The organism is Burkholderia pseudomultivorans (assembly GCF_001718415.1).
In the GTDB taxonomy this organism is placed as follows: Bacteria; Pseudomonadota; Gammaproteobacteria; order Burkholderiales; family Burkholderiaceae; genus Burkholderia; species Burkholderia pseudomultivorans_A.
Genome location: NZ_CP013377.1, coordinates 2,465,442 through 2,484,621, shown reverse-complemented (window position 1 = coordinate 2,484,621; position 19,180 = coordinate 2,465,442). Strand labels below are relative to the sequence as shown.

Annotated in this window: 17 protein-coding genes; 11 read left to right on the top strand and 6 right to left on the bottom strand. The window is 68.8% G+C overall.

The annotated features are described in order from the left end of the window. Positions 1-197 precede the first annotated feature (197 nt). Positions 198-1,316 (top strand): porin, encoded by a 1,119-nt coding sequence (locus WS57_RS10695; RefSeq protein ID WP_069244179.1) that lies wholly within the window; start codon positions 198-200, stop codon positions 1,314-1,316. A gap of 32 nt (positions 1,317-1,348) precedes the next feature. On the opposite strand, the gene WS57_RS10690 is transcribed toward WS57_RS10695, so the two are convergent. Both WS57_RS10690 and WS57_RS10685 read right to left on the bottom strand, forming a co-directional pair. Further along, positions 1,349-2,386, bottom strand: a complete 1,038-nt coding sequence (locus WS57_RS10690) for a LysR family transcriptional regulator (protein WP_059515837.1) — start codon at positions 2,384-2,386, stop codon at positions 1,349-1,351. Further along, a complete protein-coding gene (locus tag WS57_RS10685; RefSeq protein ID WP_069244178.1) occupies positions 2,383-3,357 on the bottom strand; it encodes an AraC family transcriptional regulator in 975 nt (324 codons plus the stop codon). Before WS57_RS10685 ends, WS57_RS10690 begins: the two co-directional genes overlap by 4 nt. A gap of 171 nt (positions 3,358-3,528) precedes the next feature. Between WS57_RS10685 and WS57_RS10680 the strand changes: the two genes are divergently transcribed. Continuing rightward, complete coding sequence (locus tag WS57_RS10680; RefSeq protein ID WP_059602184.1) at positions 3,529-4,635, top strand: NAD/NADP-dependent octopine/nopaline dehydrogenase family protein; 1,107 nt, start codon at positions 3,529-3,531, stop codon at positions 4,633-4,635. After that, positions 4,632-5,645, top strand: a complete 1,014-nt coding sequence (locus WS57_RS10675) for a 3-hydroxybutyryl-CoA dehydrogenase (protein WP_059515982.1) — start codon at positions 4,632-4,634, stop codon at positions 5,643-5,645. The genes WS57_RS10680 and WS57_RS10675 overlap by 4 nt, the downstream gene beginning before the upstream one ends. Before the next feature lie 26 nt (positions 5,646-5,671). Here WS57_RS10675 and WS57_RS10670 read toward each other — a convergent pair whose 3' ends face one another. Next, a complete protein-coding gene (locus WS57_RS10670; RefSeq protein ID WP_069244177.1) occupies positions 5,672-7,009 on the bottom strand; it encodes an MFS transporter in 1,338 nt (445 codons plus the stop codon). A 426-nt stretch (positions 7,010-7,435) separates the two neighbouring features. Here WS57_RS10670 and WS57_RS10665 point away from each other — a divergent pair, with 426 nt between their 5' ends. From WS57_RS10665 to WS57_RS10635, 7 genes are all read left to right on the top strand, one after another. Beyond that, positions 7,436-8,566: a porin gene (locus WS57_RS10665; protein ID WP_069244176.1), complete on the top strand. Its 1,131-nt coding sequence runs from the start codon at positions 7,436-7,438 to the stop codon at positions 8,564-8,566. Positions 8,567-8,610: 44 nt separating this feature from the next. Then, the gene (locus WS57_RS10660; RefSeq protein ID WP_009692339.1) at positions 8,611-8,823 is read left to right on the top strand and encodes a DUF3311 domain-containing protein; all 213 of its coding nucleotides are present in this window, start codon (positions 8,611-8,613) and stop codon (positions 8,821-8,823) included. Then, a complete protein-coding gene (locus WS57_RS10655) occupies positions 8,820-10,298 on the top strand; it encodes a sodium:solute symporter family protein (RefSeq protein WP_059602145.1) in 1,479 nt (492 codons plus the stop codon). Before WS57_RS10660 ends, WS57_RS10655 begins: the two co-directional genes overlap by 4 nt. 78 nt (positions 10,299-10,376) lie before the next feature. Continuing rightward, the gene (locus tag WS57_RS10650; protein WP_069244175.1) at positions 10,377-11,858 is read left to right on the top strand and encodes an amidohydrolase family protein; all 1,482 of its coding nucleotides are present in this window, start codon (positions 10,377-10,379) and stop codon (positions 11,856-11,858) included. Positions 11,859-12,085: 227 nt separating this feature from the next. After that, the gene (locus tag WS57_RS10645; RefSeq protein ID WP_155774298.1) at positions 12,086-12,976 is read left to right on the top strand and encodes an alpha/beta hydrolase; all 891 of its coding nucleotides are present in this window, start codon (positions 12,086-12,088) and stop codon (positions 12,974-12,976) included. 248 nt (positions 12,977-13,224) lie between these two features. Beyond that, positions 13,225-14,310, top strand: a complete 1,086-nt coding sequence (locus tag WS57_RS10640; protein ID WP_081337601.1) for a DUF1176 domain-containing protein — start codon at positions 13,225-13,227, stop codon at positions 14,308-14,310. 139 nt (positions 14,311-14,449) lie between these two features. Then, entirely contained in the window at positions 14,450-14,884 is a 435-nt protein-coding gene (locus tag WS57_RS10635) for a lysozyme inhibitor LprI family protein (RefSeq protein ID WP_236871882.1), read from the top strand. Positions 14,885-15,076: 192 nt separating this feature from the next. On the opposite strand, the gene WS57_RS10630 is transcribed toward WS57_RS10635, so the two are convergent. Next, on the bottom strand, positions 15,077-15,934 hold the full coding sequence (locus tag WS57_RS10630; protein ID WP_009692333.1) for a helix-turn-helix transcriptional regulator: 858 nt from the start codon (positions 15,932-15,934) through the stop codon (positions 15,077-15,079). Positions 15,935-16,029: 95 nt separating this feature from the next. Here WS57_RS10630 and WS57_RS10625 point away from each other — a divergent pair, with 95 nt between their 5' ends. Next, a complete protein-coding gene (locus WS57_RS10625) occupies positions 16,030-16,923 on the top strand; it encodes an SDR family oxidoreductase (protein ID WP_069244172.1) in 894 nt (297 codons plus the stop codon). A gap of 40 nt (positions 16,924-16,963) precedes the next feature. On the opposite strand, the gene WS57_RS10620 is transcribed toward WS57_RS10625, so the two are convergent. Further along, the gene (locus WS57_RS10620) at positions 16,964-18,349 is read right to left on the bottom strand and encodes an FAD-containing oxidoreductase (protein ID WP_069244171.1); all 1,386 of its coding nucleotides are present in this window, start codon (positions 18,347-18,349) and stop codon (positions 16,964-16,966) included. A 195-nt stretch (positions 18,350-18,544) separates the two neighbouring features. After that, on the bottom strand, positions 18,545-19,105 hold the full coding sequence (locus WS57_RS10615; RefSeq protein ID WP_069244170.1) for a hypothetical protein: 561 nt from the start codon (positions 19,103-19,105) through the stop codon (positions 18,545-18,547). Positions 19,106-19,180 lie beyond the last annotated feature (75 nt).

Genomic DNA, 19,180 nt, shown 5'->3' with positions numbered 1-19,180 from the left:
GCGCACGTGCGGCGGGGCGCGTGCGCATCATGCAGCGCATCTATAAGCGTTATAGAGCGCGTTGCGTCGACCTCCGAAATTGTCCTTCCTAGACTCGGCCCGTTTTCGATCGGCAGCGTTCGGCCGCCACGGCGGACGCACTTCACGATACGCGGCGCGAGGCCGACACGCGCCGGCTTCTCTACGGGACGACCACGATGAACCACCCGAACGGGCGGGCCGCCAGGCTCGCCGCACCGCTTGCCGCGCTGCTCGCATGCACGGCGCTTCCCGCATTCGCGCAATCGAGCGTGGTGCTTTACGGCCGTGTCGACACCGCGATCGAATATGCGAATGCCGGGCCGAACCATGTGGCGCGGATGGGCAGCGGCAACCTGTTCGCATCGCAGTGGGGGCTCAAGGGCGCCGAGGATCTCGGCGGCGGCTACACGACGATCTTCAAGCTCGAGGACGGCTTCAACGCGGCCAACGGCGCGCTCGCGAACAGCAGCGCGCTGTTCGGGCGCGAGGCGTGGGTGGGCGTGACCGGCCCGTTCGGCGGCGTGCAGTTCGGCGAGCTCTACACGATCCTGCATACGACGCTCGTCACCTACAGCCTGCCGGGCCTCGGTGCCGGGCTCGCGTGGGGCAACGCGACGAACAACTTCGTCGGGCCCGCGTTCCTGCGCGTGCGCAATTCGATGCGCTACACGTCGCCGCGCTATGCAGGCTTGCTGTTGCGCGCGATGGCCGCGCGCGGCGCGAACGGCGCGGCCGGGCAGCCGTCGACGCTCGGCGATACCTACGGCGCGGGCGTCAACTACGTGAACGGCGGGCTGTCGATCGACGTCGACTACATGCAGCAGAAATTCAGCCCGGCTGCCGCCGCGACGCTCGGCGACGCGAGCCCGGCCGCGAACGGCAACTACGCGCTCGGCGCGATTTCGTACGACTTTCGCGTCGTGAAGGTCGCCGCGCTGTACCTGCGCCACCGCGGCGGCCCGGATGTCGCGACCGCGATCGACAGCCAGGGCGCGTATCCGCACAGCGACATCATGGAGCTGAGCGCGACGGTGCCGATCGGGCGCGCGTCGCTGCTGCTGAGCGTCGGTCATTACCGCAAGGTCGCGGACAGCGACGGCAACGCCGATTCGTACGGCATCCGCTTCGACTATCCGTTGTCGAAACGCACGGTGCTGTACACCGGCGCGGCGATGGTGCGCAACGGCGCGCATGCGCGCTTCGTCGTCAACGGCGCGGCCGGCGGCGGCGTCGCGCTCGCGAATCCCGGTGCGACCGCGAGTTCGATCGTCGCCGGCATCCTCACGTCGTTCTGATCGCCACCCGCGCGGGCCTGCGCGCGCGGCGGCTACGCGCACGCGGGCGGCTGCGGCGCGAGCCATGCGTCGAACGGCGCCTGCCGGCCGATGCTGAACAGCTCCAGCAGCAGCGCGCGCAGCCAGCGATGGCCCGGATCCGCGTCGAAGCGCCGGTGCCAGTACGCATTGACCGGCCAGTCGCCCGCGCCGGCGATCTCGTAGAGCGCGCAGGCCTGCTGCGCCGCGAACGTGATCGCGATGGTTTCCGGCAGGATCGCCGCGTAGTCGCCGTGCCGCAGCAGCGCGGGGATCACCATGAAGTCGGGCAGCGCGGCGCGCACGCGCGGCATCAGCCCGTGGCGTTCGAGCAGCTGCATCGACTGCGGATGCGACGTGACCGCGACGAAGCGCAGCGCGTCGGGCGCCGGGCCGTCGAGCACGAAATCGTCGGCGAGCGAGAGTCGCCGCGCGGTGCGGCGCGGCATCAGCAGCACGCAGCGCTCGTGCAGCAGCGCGGTGCGCTGGAAGTGGCTCGACGCGTCCGCGAAGTGACCGAGCGCGAAATCGATGCGCCCCGATTCGAGCGCGACGTTGAGCTGGCATTCGTCGACGTGCAGCGTCTCGATCACGGCGCCGGGCGCGCGGCGATCGAATGCCGCGAGCAGCGTCGGCAGGAACGCGCTCGCCGCGAAATCGCTCATGTGCAGGCGGAACACGCGCTGCGTGCTGTCGGGCGCGAAGCGCGAGCCTTCGTCGAGCACGTGCTGCAGGATCGCGAGCGCCTTGTCGACCGACACGGCGAGCCGCTGCGCGCGCGGCGTCGGCTCGACGCCGGTGCCGGTGCGCACGAACAGCGCGTCGCGGAACATCAGCCGCAAGCGGCCGAGCCCGTAGCTGACCGACGGCTGCGTGACGCCGAGCCGCAGCGCCGCGCGGCCGACATGCCGCTCCGCATAGACGGCGCGAAACGTCTTCAGCAGGTTCAGGTCGAGGTCCTGCACGCGCAGGCCGTCGGTTCCGTCGGGGTCGTGCGGCGCGGGATCGGATCGCGCGGACGCGAGCGTGCGTTGGGGAGCGGGAAGCGTCATCGGGATTGCCTCGCGGTGACCGAAGGCGGATGGCCGTAGCGCCGCGCATATGCCTTCGCGAAATGGCCGAAGCCGTGGATGCCGTGCGCGATCAGCACGTCGGTCACGCTGCGCGCGTCGCCGCGCTGCAGCGCCGCGTGCACGGCGGCGAGCCGGCGTTCGCGCACGTATGCGGCCGGCGTGGTGCGCAGGAACGCACGGAACCCGTGCTGCAGCGTGCGCGGTGCGACGCTCGCGACGGCCGCCAGCACCTCGAGCGCGAGCGGTTCGCCGAGATGCGCGTCGACGTAGTCGCATGCGCGGCGCACGTGCGCGGGCAGCGGCGGCGTGCCGCGCGCGAGCGCGTCGCTGTGCGAGTGCGGCAGATGCGTGAGCAGCAGCGACATCAGCCACGCGCTCAGGTCGGCGCCGAACGTCGCGCGGGCGTCGCCGGTCGCCGGCAGTGCGGCGAGACGGCACAGATAGTCGAAGGTCGGCAACACGAGCGGGCTGCCGGTGCCGTGTGCGCCGGGCGCGAGCGCGAATTCCAGCGGCCGCCTGAGTGTCGCCTGGAGCATGTCCTGCAGCTTGCGTTCGAGCGCGCCGCGTTCGAGCCGCAGCACGAGGTTGCGGCAATCGGGGCTCGTGCGCAGGCGGCTCGCCAGCGCCGGCGACGACACCGTCAGCGCGCCGGGGCCGGCTTGGGCGACGGCCTTGCCCGCCTGCAGTTCGCATGCGCCCGACAAGGTCAGCCGGAACAGGAAGTGATCGGCGTCGTCGCCGAAATCGATATGGGTTTCGCGGCCGTAGCAGAGTTCGAGCAGCACGCCGCGATGCAGCGGCACCTCGTACAGCTCCGCGCGGAACGGATCGCGGCCGCGCGCGGCCATCCGGTGCGGCCCGAGCCGGTGCGCGACCGCGCGCTCGACTTCGTCGGGCGCGTGCAACGCGCCGAGCCGGTTCGGGGTATGGCGGGAAAGGGCGATGTCCATGCGAGGGCCTGGGGTCGGTGCGTCGGCGCAGGGCCGGACGCGGGTATGGTCGCGGTGCGCGGCGCATCGATGCGATCGCGTTGCGCGAACGGGAGCGCGGTTGCGCGTTTCGAAGCGACGCGGCGCCGGCCGCCGCGTAGTCTGGACGCGTTCATTCACCGGGAGACGACGATGAAGGTATGCGTACTGGGCGGCGGCCACGGCTGCCATGCGGCCGCGATCGACCTGTTCGAGAAGGGCCATGACGTCACGTGGTGGCGGCGCGATCGCGAGCCGCATGCGCGGTTGCGCGAACGCGGCGCGCTGACGGTCACCGACTACCGCGGCAAGCGCACGATTGCGCTGGGCGACGCACCCGGCGCGATCCGGCTGACCGACGATCTCGCCGCCGCGCTGCGCGGCGCGCGGCTCGTCGTGGTGCCGCTGCCGGCCACTGCGCACGACGCGCTCGCCGCACAGGTCGCGCCGTTGCTCGAGGACGGACAGGTCGTGTTCCTGCCGCCGGGCACGTTCGGCAGCATCGTGTTCGCCCGTGCGGCAGCCGACGCCGGCAATCGCGCAGATGTCGCGTTCGCCGAGACCGGCACGCTGCCGTATCTGGTGCGCAAGCACGGCGATGCCGACGTCGTGATCAGCGCGTATGCGACGCGCCTGCCGACCGGCGTGTTTCCCGCGCGCGCGGCAGACCGGGCGTTCGACGTGCTGCGCGCGGGCTATCCGTCGATCGAGCCGGTCGAGGACGCGTTGTCCGGCGCACTGATGAATGCGGGGCCGGTGATCCATCCGCCGCTGATCCTGATGAACGCCGGGCCGCTCGAACACTTCGCCGCGTGGGACATCCACAACGAAGGCACGCAGCCGGCGATCCGCCGCGTGACCGATGCGCTCGACGCGGAACGCATCGCGGTGCGCGACGCGCTCGGCTATCGCGCGCCGCATTTCCCGCTCGCGGATCACTACGCGCGCGACGGCGACGAATGGATGTACGGGCGCGGCGCGCACGGCAAGCTGACCGACAGCGGCGACTGGCGCGAGAAGATCGATCTGCGCACGCATCGCTACATGCTCGAGGACACCCGGCTCGGGCTGTCGCTGATCGTGTCGTGCGGACGCTGGGCCGGCGTGCCGACGCCGGTCGCGCAGGGCCTGCTGAGCATCGCGAGCGCGGTGACGGCGCGCGACCTGTACGCGGAAGGCCGGACGCTGGAGCGGCTCGGGCTGGCGTCGCTGTCGCGCGACGCGATGCGCGCGCTGCTCGACACGGGGTGCGCAGCATGACGCCCGCGGCCGACGTGACGCGCGTGCACGTGCTGGGCGCAGGACGCATGGGGCAGGGGATCGCGCTGGTGTTTGCGTTCGCGGGCCTCGACGTGACGCTGATCGACTTCAAGCCGCGCGATGCCGCCGGCGCGCGCGCATTCGACGCGCGCACGCGAGACGAGATCGGCCGGCCGCTGCATGCGCAGGTCGCGCTCGGCCGTATCGACGCCGCGCAGGCCGACACCGTCGCGGCGCGCATTGCGCTCGTCGCGCGGGACGGCGCGGCCGCCGCGTTGCACGATGCCGCGATCGTGTTCGAGGCGCTGCCGGAACGGCTCGACGCGAAGGCCGACGCGCTGCGCTGGCTCGGCGCGCACGTCGATGCGCGCACGACGATCGCATCGACGACCTCGACTTTCGTCGTCACCGAACTGCAGCGCCACGTGACGCACCCGCGGCGGATGCTCAATGCGCACTGGCTGAACCCTGCGCTGCTGATGCCGCTCGTCGAGATCAGCCGCAGCGACGCGACCGATCCGCAGGTGGTCGACGCGCTGGCCGCGCTGCTCGAACGCGTCGGCAAGCGGCCCGTGATCTGCGGGCCGGCGCCCGGCTATATCGTGCCGCGCATCCAGGCGCTCGCGATGAACGAGGCCGCGCGGATGGTCGAGGAGGGCGTCGCCAGCGCCGCGGACATCGACACGGCGATCCGCACCGGCTTCGGCCCGCGCTTCGCGGTGCTCGGGCTGCTCGAATTCATCGACTGGGGCGGTTGCGACATCCTGTACTACGCGTCGAAGTACCTGGCCGGCGAGATCGGCCCGCGCTTCGCGCCGGCGGATAGCGTCGTGCGCAACATGGCGGCCGGCCGCGACGGCGTGCGCACGGGGGCCGGGTTCCACGACTATGCAGACGTCGACGTGCCCGCCTACATGCGGCAGCGGCTCGGCGAATTCGCACGGCTGCTCGATCACCTCGGGCTCGCGCCGGAGTTCGATGCCGCGCGGCGCGGGCCGGCCGGCGCGTGAGCGGCACGGCGTGGCCGCGTGCGCGCTCATGCGGCGTCGCCGGACGCGCTCCCGGCGTGCGCGACGCGCGTCTCGCGCATCGCGCACAGCGTCCCGACCGTGATCGCGCCGAGCAGCACGAGAAACAGCGAGACCGGCCACGACGCGTGATAGCGCGCGAGCAGTGCGGTCGCGATCACGGGCGACATCCCGCCCGCGAAGATCGACGCGACTTCATGGCCGAGCGCGACGCCCGAATAGCGCACCTCGGTGCTGAACAGTTCGCCGACCAGCGCCGGCAGCGTGCCGATCATCGCGCCGTGGCTGACGGCCGTGGCGACCGTGAGCGCGAGCCAGACGAGCGGCGTCATGCGCGTGTCGAGCAGCCAGAAGAACGGAAACGCACAGGCGATCAGGCTCAGCGCGCCGATCAGGTAGACGGGCTTGCGGCCGATCCGGTCGGACAGCCGGCCCCACGCGAGCATCGCACCCATCTCGACGATCATCGCGATCATCACGCCGGTCAGCATCACGCCGTTCGGAATCCCGACGTATTTGCCGTAGACGAGCGAGAACGCGAGAAAGATATAGGCGCCGCCGTTCTCCGCGACTCGCAGCCCCATCGCGAGCAGGATTTCCTTCGGATGACGGCGGATGCATTCGACGATCGGCAGGTGCGCATGCGCGCCGCGCTTGCCGGCCTGCTCGTAGTCGCGGCTTTCCGGCAGATGGCGGCGGATGTAGATGCCGATCGCGAAGATGACGATGCTCGCGAGGAACGGCAGTCGCCAGCCCCAGCTGTGAAACGCGTCGCCCGGCAGCGCCTGCGCCGCGAGAAACGCGGCCGACGACAGCACGAAGCCGCCGCCGACGCCGAGCTGGCTCCACGCGGCGTAGTAGCCGCGCTGCTCGGGCGGCGCGTTCTCGCTGATCATCAGCACGCCGCCGCCCCATTCGCCGCCGGACGCGACGCCCTGCAGCAGGCGCAGCACGACGAGCGCGGCCGGCGCCCAGATGCCGGCTTGCGCGTAGGTCGGCAGCAGGCCGATCGCGAACGTCGATGCGCCCATGATCAGCAGCGTCCATACCAGCGACGCCTTGCGCCCGTAGCGGTCGCCGACGTGGCCGAACACGATCCCGCCGAGCGGCCGCGCGACGAAGCCGAGCGCGAACGCCGCGAACGCGGCGAGGCTGCCGGCGAGCGGCGATGCGCCGGGCGGAAAGAACACGTGGCCGAACACGAGCGCCGCGGCCGTGCCGTACACGAAGAAGTCGTACCACTCCATCGCGTTGCCGGCGACGGAGGCGATGACGATGCGGCGAAGCTGCCGGTCGGCGAGCGGCGGGGCGGCGCTCGGGGACTGCACGGTGTCGGTCGGATACATGGCGGACTCTGAAGGGGGCGGGACGCGCCGTCTCGATGCGGCGCTGCGGGCTAGTGTTGTCGGCGCCGCCGACACCGGTCAAATCCGCAGAAAAAGGGGGGTGTCATCACTCCCGCAAATGATGGTCGCGTCGCCGTTTCGTCAGCTTTCTTACGTGAGCCTTGCGTGCCGAGGCTCGATGCGCCGCGCGGTGCGGGCGCGTTTGCTTTCATTCCTGTTTCGCGGCCGGGTTGTGCCGGGCGTTTCCTTTCCGTTTCCCCACCATTCGATTTGCCACTGCCCGCCAGTTGAACATTTCATTTCTGCATGCGAATTCGGCTGGATACCATCCGGGGACTGTCTATACAACCCCGGCCATGCCGGCGTGGATCGGCAGATTCAACCGATAAAACATCGAAGAGCAGGTCTGGAGAGGAGATGACGCAAATGGTGCGAGTGAAGGGTGGCAAGGCGGGCGCCGCATGCCTGTGCGCCGGCATCGCGATGCTGGGCGCGGCGGGCGCCGCGCATGCGCAGTCGAGCGTGACGCTGTACGGGATCGTCGACGCGGGCGTGACCTATACGAACAACCTGAAGGGCCATTCTGCCTGGCAGTTCACCGGCGGCAACGAATCGGGCCCGCGCTGGGGGCTGCTCGGCAGCGAGGATCTCGGCGGCGGCCTGAAGGCGAACTTCCGGCTCGAGAACGGCTTCAACGTCGCGAACGGCGCGCTCGGACAGGGCGGCCGGATGTTCGGCCGCTCGGCGTGGGTCGGGCTGAGCGGCGCGAGCTGGGGCGCGGTGACGCTCGGCCGTCAGTACAACTCGACGCAGGACGTCCTCGGCTCGCTGCAGATGAGCAGCTTCCTCGCGCAGTATTCGACGCATCCGTTCGACAACGACGACATCAACAACACGTTCCGCACCAACAACGCGGTCAAGTACGTGTCGCCGACGATCGCCGGCCTGCAGGCGAACCTCGTCTACGGCTTCTCGAATTCGACCGGCTTCGCGAACGACAACAGCTGGAGTGCGGGCCTCACCTACGTGAACGGGCCGCTCAACGCGGGCGCCGCGTATGCACGGATGAATCATCCGGCCGTCAGCGCGACCGGCGCGGTCGCGTCCGACAACTACTACCCGGCCTCGGCGTCGGTGTTCGGCGCAGGCCTCGCGCACGCGATTCGCCAGCAGATCTGGGGCGCGGGCGGCAACTACGCGTTCGGACCGGCGACGCTCGGGCTGCTGTACACGGGCTCGAACTTCGCGATGGCCGCCGGCGGCTCGCTGCGCTTCGACAACTACGAAGGCAGCCTGCGCTATCTGTTCACGCCCGCGCTGATGGCGGCGGCCGGCTACACGTACACGCAGGTCGCGCGCGGCGACGCCGGCGGCCACTACCACCAGGTGTCGGCCGGCGTGCAATACCTGCTGTCGAAGCGCACCGACGTGTATGTGAACGGCTTCTACCAGAAGGCGTCCGCGGCGGTCGGCGGCGCGTGGATCAACGGCACCGACGGCCCGTCGTCGACGACGTCGCAGGTCGCGCTCGTCGCCGGCATCCGCCAGAAGTTCTGAAGTATCGATGTTCCGATGCGTACGCGCGTCTTCCGGAGGCTGACATGAAACTCAAACTGTTGCTGGCGGCATTGCCGTTCGTCGGGATGTATGCGGGCGGCTCGATCGCCGAGGTGCGTCCGCTGCTGTTCGGGCTGCCGTTCCTGCTCGTGTGGAACCTGATCTGGATGGCGGCGACCGCCGCGATCCTCGCGATCCTGTTCCGCCTCGACGAACGCGACGCGGCCCGCGACGGCCGCACGGGAGACGCGCGATGAACGCATCGATCGTCATCATCGCCGCGTTTGCGGCATTCGCGCTCGCGATCGGCCTGATGGCGCGGCGCGGCCGCAAGCTGAGCCTCGAGCAGTGGGCGGTCGGCGGGCGCGGCTTCGGCTCGCTGCTCACGTTCCTGTTGATGGCCGGCGAGGCGTTCTCGACGTTCTCGTTCCTCGGCGCGAGCGGCTGGACCTACAGCAAGGGCGTGCCCGCGTTCTACATCCTGTCGTACGGCTGCCTCGCGTTCGTGATCGGCTACTGGATGCTGCCCGCGATCTGGCGTTACGCGAAGGAGCGCGGACTCGTGTCGTTCGCCGACTACTTCGCGTCGAAGTACGACAGCCGCGCGATCGGCGTGCTCGTGTCGGTCGTCGCGGTGTTCGCGATGGTGTCGCTGCTGATGATCCAGTTGCGCGGGCTCGGCGTGATCGTGTCGGAGATGTCGTACGGGCTGATTCCGCAGTCGGCCGCGATCTGGATTGCCGCGACGCTGATGGCGGCCTACATGGTCGTGTCGGGCATCCACGGCTCGGCGAACATCGCGATCGTCAAGGACGTGCTGATCCTCGGCATCGCGATCTTTCTCGGCCTGTACCTGCCGATCCATTACTACGGCGGCCTCGGCGCGATGTTCGCGAAGATCGACGCCGTCCATCCCGAACTGCTGCGGATGCCCGCGCACGGCTTCAACCTGAGCTGGTACAACTCGACGATCCTGCTCACGTCGCTCGGCTACTACCTGTATCCGCACGGCTTCACCGCGATCTACGTCGCGAAGGACGAGCGCGCGCTGCGCCGCAACGTGATCCTGATGCCGCTGTACCAGGTGCTGATCGCGTTCCTGTTCCTCGTCGGCTTCGCGGCCGTGCTGACCGTGCACGGGCTCGAAGGCGCGCAGACCGATCTCGCGCTGCTGCGGCTCGTCAAGCAGACCTTCCCCGCGTGGTTCGTCGGCGTGGTAGGCGGCACGGGGCTGCTGACCGCGCTGGTGCCGGGCTCGCTGATCATGCTGAACGCGTCGACGACGATTGCGCGCAACATCTACCGCGAAGGCTTCGCGCCGAACGCGACCGATCGCGACGTCGCGCGCGTCGCACGGATCGCGCTGCCGATCTTCACGCTGGTCGTCGTCTACTTCGTGCTGCGCGGCGGCGCGACCTTCGTCACGCTGGCGATCTTCTCGTCGAGCCTGCTCACCCAGCTGGTGCCGATGCTCGCGTCGAGTTTCCTGAAGCGGCCGTTCGGCACGCGCGAAGGCGCGTTCGCGGGGATCGCCGCGGGCGCGGTCGTGATCGCGATGACGAACTACTACGGCGTGACGCTCGCGTCGCTGCTGCCCGGTGCGCCGGGCACGCTGACGTCGATTAACCCGGGGCTGGTCGCGCTCGCCGTGAACGCGGCGGTGTTCGTCGCGATCAGCGCGGTGCAGCGCAGGCTGCGCGCGCGCGGCGTGACGACGGTCGGATCCGCATGACGGGCGCGAGCCTTTTACTGTCCGGCTTCGTCGCGGGGCCGGACTTCATCGAGCCGAACCACAACAGGACTTGAGGCCATGACTATCGACGACCCTCGCGAAGCGATCGACGTGCTGATCGCGAACGGTTGCGTGATCACGCTCGATCCGCAGCGACGCGTGATCGAGCACGGCGCGGTCGCCGTAAAGGGCGAGCGCATCGTTGCCGTCGGCGACACCGACGCGCTGCAGGCGCGCTACCGCGCGGCACGCACGATCGACGCGCGCCGCAAGGCCGTGCTGCCGGGCCTGATCGACGCGCATGCGCATGCGGGCCATGCGATGCTGCGCACGATCGGCGGCGCGGACGGCGACGCGTGGACGGCGGCGGCCGAGACGATCTACACGCGCGGCTCGGACGAGGCGTTCTGGGAAACCGAATCGCATCTCGCGGCGCTCGAGCGGCTGAAGGCCGGCGTGACGACCGGCGTGTCGCTGCTCGGCGGCGGCAACTCGATCATGCGCGTCGACGATCCCGTCTACGCGCGCCGTCACTGCGACGCCGTCGTGCGTACGGGCACGCGCTCGATCGTCGCGGTCGGCCCGTCGCGGCCGCCCGCGCCGCGCGCGTATACGCGCCATACGGCGGACGGCAGCGAGACGCGCGACATCGACTTCGACACGATGTACGACGTGTGCAACGAGATCGTCGACGCGTGCCACGGCGACGCCGACGGCCGGATCCGGATCGCGCTGACGCTGCCCGTCTACTGTCCCGGGCACGACCCGGAACTCGCGCAATACGAGCGCGATTTTCGCGACGAGGCCGCGCGCTACGGCGCACTCGCGCACGAGCGCGGGCTCACGTTCACGCAGGACGGCCACCGCGCCGGCACGCTCGCCTTCGCGCATCGCGAACTCGGGCTGCTCGGCCGCGGCTCCTTCATGTCGCACAGCATCGACCTGACCGACGACGATATCGCGGCCTGCGTCGAGACGGGCACGGCGATCGTCCACAACCCGAGCGCGATCATGTCGATCATCGGACGCTGTCCGGTGCCCGAACTGATCGACGCGGGCGTGACGGTCGCGATCGCGTCGGACGGTGCTGCGCCCGATCGCGGCTACGACATGTTCCGGCACATGTGGCAGTGCATGCACTACCATCGCCGGCACTTCCGCGACCCGGACGTGCTGCCGCACGGCAAGGTGCTGGAGATGGTGACGATCGACGCGGCGAAGGCGCTGTCGATCGATCACGAGGTCGGTTCGCTCGAAGCGGGCAAGCTTGCCGACATCATCCTGGTCGACCTGTTCCGGCCGCACATGATGCCGATGAACATGCCCGTCTATCGCGTGACCTGCTTCGCGAACGCGGCCGACGTGTGCATGACGATGGTCGGCGGCCGCGTGCTGATGGAGGACCGCCGCGTGCTGTCGGTCGACGAGCGGGAAATCCTCGAACGCGTGAACGAGGTCGCGGAAGCGACGTATGCGCGCAGCGGACTGCGGCATCTGCTCGACGAACCCGCGACGCTGTGGGGGCGGAGTCATTACCGGGCGGGACGGGTGGGCGGTTGACTGCGCGATGCGACGTCGGCGACGCGGCGGGTTCGGCGATGCCCGGCTACGCGCTGACGCTCGACGGCGCAGGCGTCATCGTCGACAATCAATCACTGTGCTGCCGGGGCGTCGCCGTCACCCGGCCCGTGCCGGTTGGCTCGTGCGCCGTCGGCATGACATGGATGGCGCTTCTCACGTGTATCGCAACGACCATGGATCTTCATTCGGGCAGTTCTTTATCGGCAATGCAGGCGGAGATCGAGGCGCCGGGGCCGGCCGGACCGTTGAAAGGCACGCTGTTGTCGCCGGCCGTCGGCGATGTGCCGGTGGTGCTGATCGTGCCGGGCTCGGGTGCGACCGACAGGAATGGCAACGGACCGAACGGGGTGCAGCCTTCGACCTGCCGGTTGCTCGCGGAGGGATTGCTCGGCAAGGGAATCGCGTCGGTGCGTATCGACAAGCGCGGCATGTATGGCAGTGCGTCGGCGATACCGGATGCCAACGATGTCGCGATCGACGACTACGTCGCCGACATTCACGCCTGGGTCGCGGCCATCCGCGCACGGACGGGCGCTTCGCGCGTGTGGCTGCTCGGGCATAGCGAGGGTGGGCTGGTGGCGTTGCTAGCGGCGCGGCAGAGGGCCGACGTTGCCGGCCTGATCCTGGTCGCTACGGCGGGACGTCCGGTGGGGCAGGTGTTGAGGCAACAATTGCGGGACAACCCCGCGAATGCGCCCGTGCTGGAAAACGCGATGTCGATACTCGCGTCGCTGGAGGGCGGGGAGCGGGTGGACGCGAGCCGGATTCATCCGGCGCTGATGCGATTGTTCGCGCCGCAGGTCCAGCGCTTTCTGATGAGCGAATTGACGATCGATCCGGCGGCGCTGCTGGCGGATTGCGTGAAGCCCGTGCTGATCGTGCAGGGGACGCGGGATATCCAGGTCGGTGTTCAGGATGCGGAGCGGTTGAAGCAGGCCAATCCGCGCGCTGAAATGGCGTTGATTGCCGATGCCAATCATGTTCTCAAAACGGTTCGCACCTCGAATCGGCAGGAGAACATCGCCGCGTATTCGAATCCGGATTTGCCGCTGGCGGAGGGGGTTGTGGAGGCTGTGGCGGCGTTTGTGTGGGGGTGAGGGGCGCGTTCGGCCAATCGAGGCCGCACGCCCCCGACGCGCAGATCGTCGAGAATTGAGCCTTCAGTCGAGCCTCGGCTTTGCATGTCGGACCGGGTTGGCGGGAGTATTTTTCCTGGCGACACGATGCGCCGGGATTTTACCGATTTGCCATCAGTCGCAAGTGGCGATGTTTCGCACCGACACAGGTTCGTCGCCCGGCGGTCATTTCCGTTACGATGCACGTCATCTTGACTCGATAAAACGACATGAAAAAACGCGTCATCGAGAGGGGCGCAATGCTCATTGCTGTTTTCGCCGGCGCCGCCATCCCGCTTGTCGCCACGGCCGCCCCCGAGGAGGCGGTTAGCGCGCCCAGCTATGACACCTATAAGTCATGGCTGGTCGCCTGCGACAACGGCCTGACCTGTGAGGCGAGGGGTTTCGCGGCCGAGGGCGAATTCCGCGGGGACCTGCGCTTCATTCGCGCGGCCGGCCCGCGCGGCTCTGTTGAAGCACGGCTCAATGTCGCAACCGACACGAGCATCGGTCTCGGCGACCTGCGTGTCGATGGAGAACCGTTGCGGCTGGACGAGTCGTCCTGGAGCGTGGATGTCGATCTCGTCAACGATGTCGCGACTTTTTCGACAACGGAGCCGGCGGCCGTGGCCGCATTCGTATCCCGGCTTCGCGATGGCAGAAAGCTTCAGGTCGGTTCGGATGCGCGCACCTATATTCCACTCGACGGCATGGTCGCCGCTCTATTGCGTATCGACGATCGGCAGGGGCGAATCGGCGGCGTGACCGCGTTGATCCGCAAGGGCTCCGCACCCGCGTCCCGGGTTATATCCGCACCGCCGCTGCCGATCGTACCGACGCGGAAGATCGCTTCGCAGTTGTCCGATAAAGAGGAAAAGCGCCTGATCGAGCGCGCGCAGCGTAGCCGGGACGGCAGTCGTTGCGACAAGAATGCCTCGAAGTATCTCGATGAAGGCGCGTATGCACTCGATGAACGGCAGGCGCTGGTTTTCCTTCCGTGCATTCAGGGCGCCTACCAGGGATCGTCGGACGTGTTCGTTGTTCCTCGCGTCGGTAACGGGGCGGCGGAGCCCATCAAGCTGACGAATCCGGCAGGGGGCGTTTTGGAGCCCTCGCTGGTCGAGCCGAGCTTCGATCCTGCGACTGGCGTCCTTTCCACGTTCGCCAAGGGGCGCGGGCTGGCCGATTGCGGGTTTCAGGCCGAGTGGATCTGGGATGGTCGGGCATTCCGGATTTCGGCGGCGTCGCGGCAGGATAGCTGTGGTGGTTTTGAACCCGGTGACTGGCCCACGCTTTATCGATCGAGGAGGCGGTAAGGAACAGCTCATGTCGGCATGCGCACGGAATCTCCGCGCCAACCGCATTCGCTGCGTTCAGTCGGCGTTGTCGACCGCGATCGACGCCGGAACCAGTCCGGTCACCCTATGAACGGGGAAAGAAGGTATGGGAGCAAGAATGCATATCCGCGCATCGACGTCCGGTTCGCGTCGTGTGGCGCTTGGCGTCGTCACTGCGCTGACATTTGCGTGGCTCACCGCTGCGCAAGCGCAAAGCTGCGAACCTGACAGTGTGGCGCGGGAGCGCTTGCAGCAGCGTAGTCAGGATGAGTTTCAGCAGGCAGACGACGAATTGAACCGTACCTACCAAAAGGTCTTGAAGGCGATGTCCCGGCCGCGTGGCGAGTACGTCAACTATCCGGCACTCAAGGTGAAATTCGTCGAGGCTCAGCGGCAATGGATCCGTTTTCTCGACAACGAGTGTGCCGCTTGGTATCTGATAAACGAGGCAGGTGCAGATCGCAATCTCGATCTGCTGACTTGCGAAATCGACAGAACACGGGATCGTACGCGTCAATTGAAGGCGTGGCTTGAGCAGATTGGCCACGGTTAGCGCAGCGTAGACGAGCGAGCGCGATTCGACGTCAGATTGAAAAATATCGACCGCGGCTGCCGCGAGGCGCGACCTTCCCCGACAGCGAGGCAGGCCGCTTCGCTCGCGTCTACGAAAGGCAGCGGAGTTTGTGAGCAAGGCACCGCGCATTCGCGCGGCATCTTTCCGCTTTCACCACCGCCCTCGGCTCGGTCATGAGTGAATGTCGAGCGCCCTGGCCGCCGCTGCGCGCGCAGCCACCAGCGTCCGGATGTGCGCACGATCGACTGCCGTCTCGGGCGTGAAGATCACGAGCGTCAGGTCGGGCCGGCCGCCGACGGTGAACGTCGAATATTCGAGCGAAATGCGTCCGACGGCCGGATGACGAATCTCCTTGGTGCCTTCGTCGCTCGAACTGATCGCGTGGTCGCGCCACATCGCGTCGAATTCGGCGCTCGTCGCGCGCATCTCGTCGACGAAGGCCTGCACGGTCCGCGTCGCGCCGCCGCGTGCGATATCGGCGCGAAACGCGCCCACCGCGAACCGTGCAACGCGTTCCCAGTTCGGCTGCGCATCGCGCACGCCGCTGTCGACGAAGATCAGCCGCAGGATGTTGCGCGCGTGCGGCGGCAGTGTCGCGTAATCGGTCAGCGTCGCGGCGGCCGCGTCGTTCCACGCGATCACGTCCCAGGTCGCGGTGCGCACGATCGCCGGGCTGGCTTCGAGCGAGTCGAGCACATGCTGCACGCGCGGCGTCACGTGTTCGGTCGCGTGGTAGCGCACTTCGGGCGGATGCCCGACACCGATCAGGAACAGGTGCTCGCGCTCCGCTTCGTTCAGCATCAGCGCACGCGCGAGCCGGTCCAGCACGTCGGCCGACGGCGCGCCGCCGCGCCCCTGTTCGAGCCACGTGTACCATGCGGCGCTCACATGGGCGCGCTGCGCGACTTCCTCGCGCCGCAGGCCCGGCGTGCGACGTCGCCCGACGGGCAGCCCGAGCGCGGCCGGGTCGAGTTTCTCGCGGCGGTCCCGAAGGTACGCGCCGAGCAGGTTGTCGGGTGCGTCAGCCATAGCCTGTTAGTCCGTTTACCAGTAAACCGTCACGGCTTCACCGTGAGCAGCCGTCGACGGATAGTAATCCTCCATGCCATCCGGAGGGTTTGAACATGCGTGTATTCGTTACGGGAGCGTCGGGCTTCGTCGGTTCCGCCGTCGTGGCCGAACTCATTGCCGCCGGGCACTCGGTGCTCGGCCTGGCGCGTTCCGACGCGGCGGCCGCGTCGGTGGCGGCGGCCGGCGCCGACGTCCATCGCGGGTCGCTGGAGGATCTCGACAGCCTGACCAGCGGCGCCGCGCACGCCGACGCGGTGATCCATACGGGATTCAATCACGACTTCTCGCGTTTTGCCGAGAACTGCGAACTCGACCGCCGCGCGATCGAGACGCTCGGCGCGGCGCTGACCGGCTCGTCGCGGCCGCTCGTCGTCACGTCGGGGCTCGCGCTCGTCGCGCCCGGGCGCGCGGCGACGGAGGACGATCCGCCGGTGCCGGTCTCGGCGAACTATCCGCGCGCGTCCGAGACGACCGCGGCCGCGCTCGACGCGCGCGGCGTGCACACGTCGGTCGTGCGCCTGCCGCCGTCCGTGCACGGCGACGGCGATCACGGATTCGTGCCGCGCCTGATCGCGTTCGCGCGCGAGAAAGGCGCGTCGGCCTACATCGGCGACGGCGGCAACCGCTGGCCGGCCGTGCACCGGCTCGACGCGGCGCGCGTCTATCGTCTCGCCGTCGAGCACGGAACGGCGGGCGCGCGCTATCACGCGGTCGCCGATACGGGCGTGCCGTTCCGCGAGATCGCCGCAGTGATCGGCCGCCGGCTGAATCTGCCGGTCGTCGCGAAATCCGCGCAGGAGGCGGCCGAACACTTCGGCTGGTTCGCGATGTTCGCCGGGATGGACGCGGCGGCGACGAGCGAGCGCACGCGCGCCTCGCTCGACTGGGCGCCGGTGCAGCCCGGATTGATCGCCGATATCGATCGGCCGCGCTATTTCGAAACCTGACCGCGTACGCGCGCGACGGCCGCCCGTCGCGCGTCGCGGGTCATTCGACCGGATGCAGGTCCTGCAGCAGCGTCGGTATGAGTTCCGACACGGTCGGGTGGATGTGCATCGCGCGGCTGATCGTCGTGTAGGGCGCGCCGGCCGTCATCACGTCGAGCATGCTGTGCACGACCTCGTCGCCGGTGACGCCCAGGATCGATGCACCGAGGATTGCGTGACTGTCCGCGTCGACGATCACCTTCATGAAGCCCTGGCTCTCGCCTTTCTCGACGGCGCGGCCGACGCGCATCATCGGACGCGTGCCGAGCAGCAGCCGGCGGCCCGTCTGTTTCGCTTCCGCGAGCGTCATCCCGGCGCGCCCGAGCGGCGGGTCGATGTACATCGCGTACGCGGTGACGCGGTCGGACACCTTGCGCGGGTCGTTGTCGAGCAGGTTGGCCGCGACGATCTCGTAGTCGTTGTACGCGGTGTGCGTGAACGCGCCGCGGCCGTTGCAGTCGCCGAGCGCCCAGATGCCGGAGACATTGGTACGCAGCTGTTCGTCGACCTCGATATAGCCGTGCGCATCGGTCTTGACGCCGGCGCGGTCGAGCCCGAGATCGTCGGTGTTCGGCACGCGGCCGACTGCGAGCAGCAGGTGCGAGCCTGCGACCTCGCGCCCGCCGCCCGCGCAGTCGAGGCCGATCACGATGCCGTCGCCGTCGCCGTCGCGCCGCGCGCTCAGGCAGTTCGCGTCGAGCTGCACGTCGATGCCTTCGTTTTCGAGAATGTCGCGCACGGCCTGCGACACGTCTTCGTCCTCGCGCCGGATCAGCCGCGCGCCTTTCTCGACGATCGTCACGCGCGAGCCGAAGCGGCGGTACATCTGGCCGAATTCGAGGCCGACATAGCTGCCGCCGACGATCACCAGATGCTCGGGCAGGAAGTCGACGTCCATCATCGTCGAGTTGGTCAGGTAGGGCACCGTGTCGAGGCCCGGCATCGGCGGCACCAGCGCGCGCCCGCCGACGTTGATGAAGATGCGCGGCGCTTCGAGCAGCGTGTCGCCGACGCGCACCGCGTCGGCGCGTTCGAAGCGCGCGTGCCCCTGGAACACGGTTGCGTTGTCGAGCCCGCGCACCCATTGCTCGACGCCGCGGTTCGAGCGGCCGGCGATCTGGTCCTTGCGCGCCTTCACGGCCTTCATGTCGACGCTGACGGGGCCGCCGACCGACACGCCGTATTCGCTCGCGCGCCGCGCGAGCTGCGCGGCGTACGCGCTGGCGATCAGCGTCTTGGTCGGAATGCAGCCGGTGTTGACGCAGGTGCCGCCGAAACGGTTGCGCTCGACGATGGCGACTTTCATGCCGGCGCGCGACAGCCGCTCGGCGAGCGGCGGGCCGGCTTGCCCGGTGCCGATGACGATCGCGTCGAAGTGTTGCGTCATGACGTCCTCCTGCGCTGGTTCAACGTGGGACAAGCATGCGGGGCGGGGCCGCGCGGCGCACGCCCGTTCACGAGACGGCGAGCGCCTATGGTAGACCGGTTGGCGGCCGCTTGCGCACGGCATGCCGGACGGCCGGCGCTCGCTGCGTTGAAAAAGGGCGCTGCCGCCGGCATCGATATGCGCGACGCGCAGTTTTCATTCCTTGCGGCGCCACTGGCTGAACGACACCGGCCGGTGCGGGTCGGCGCGCGTCACCGTGACGGAGTCGGGCTTGTCGTCGAGCGGAAACGACTCGGTATCGATCTGGCTCGAAAACACCCAGCCGTGCGTGCGCGGGTCGTAGCGGAACGTCACGTAATCGCTCCAGTGCTGTCCGCACGCGACTGCGTTCTGCACCGTGAAATAGCGACCCTTCACCGCCAGCCCGTCGTCGGCGAATTCGAACGGGTCGCACTGCATCGCCTCGTTCGCGCGCAGCACGACGCTGTCGTTGCGCGCCGCGAGCCGGTACGCATGGTCGGCCTGTTCCTCGTAGATGAGCAGCGGGCGCGGCGACGGGTGGTCGCGCGTGTCGACGTCGCGATGCACGACCACGAGGAAGCTGTGCCGTCCGTTGTCGAGGTCCGGCCCCGGTTGCGCGAGCATCGGCTGGTAGCCGGGCGGCAGTTGCGCCGCGATCGACTTCGGCAGGTCGTCGGCCCGTGCGCTGGCGGACAGCGCGGCAAGCAGCGGGAGCAGCAGGCGAAGCGGCTTCATGGCGGTGTGGGTGGTCAGGGGGACAGGACGCATGGCGCGGCGCGCGGGCGACGCCAGCATACCAGCGCGCGCCCG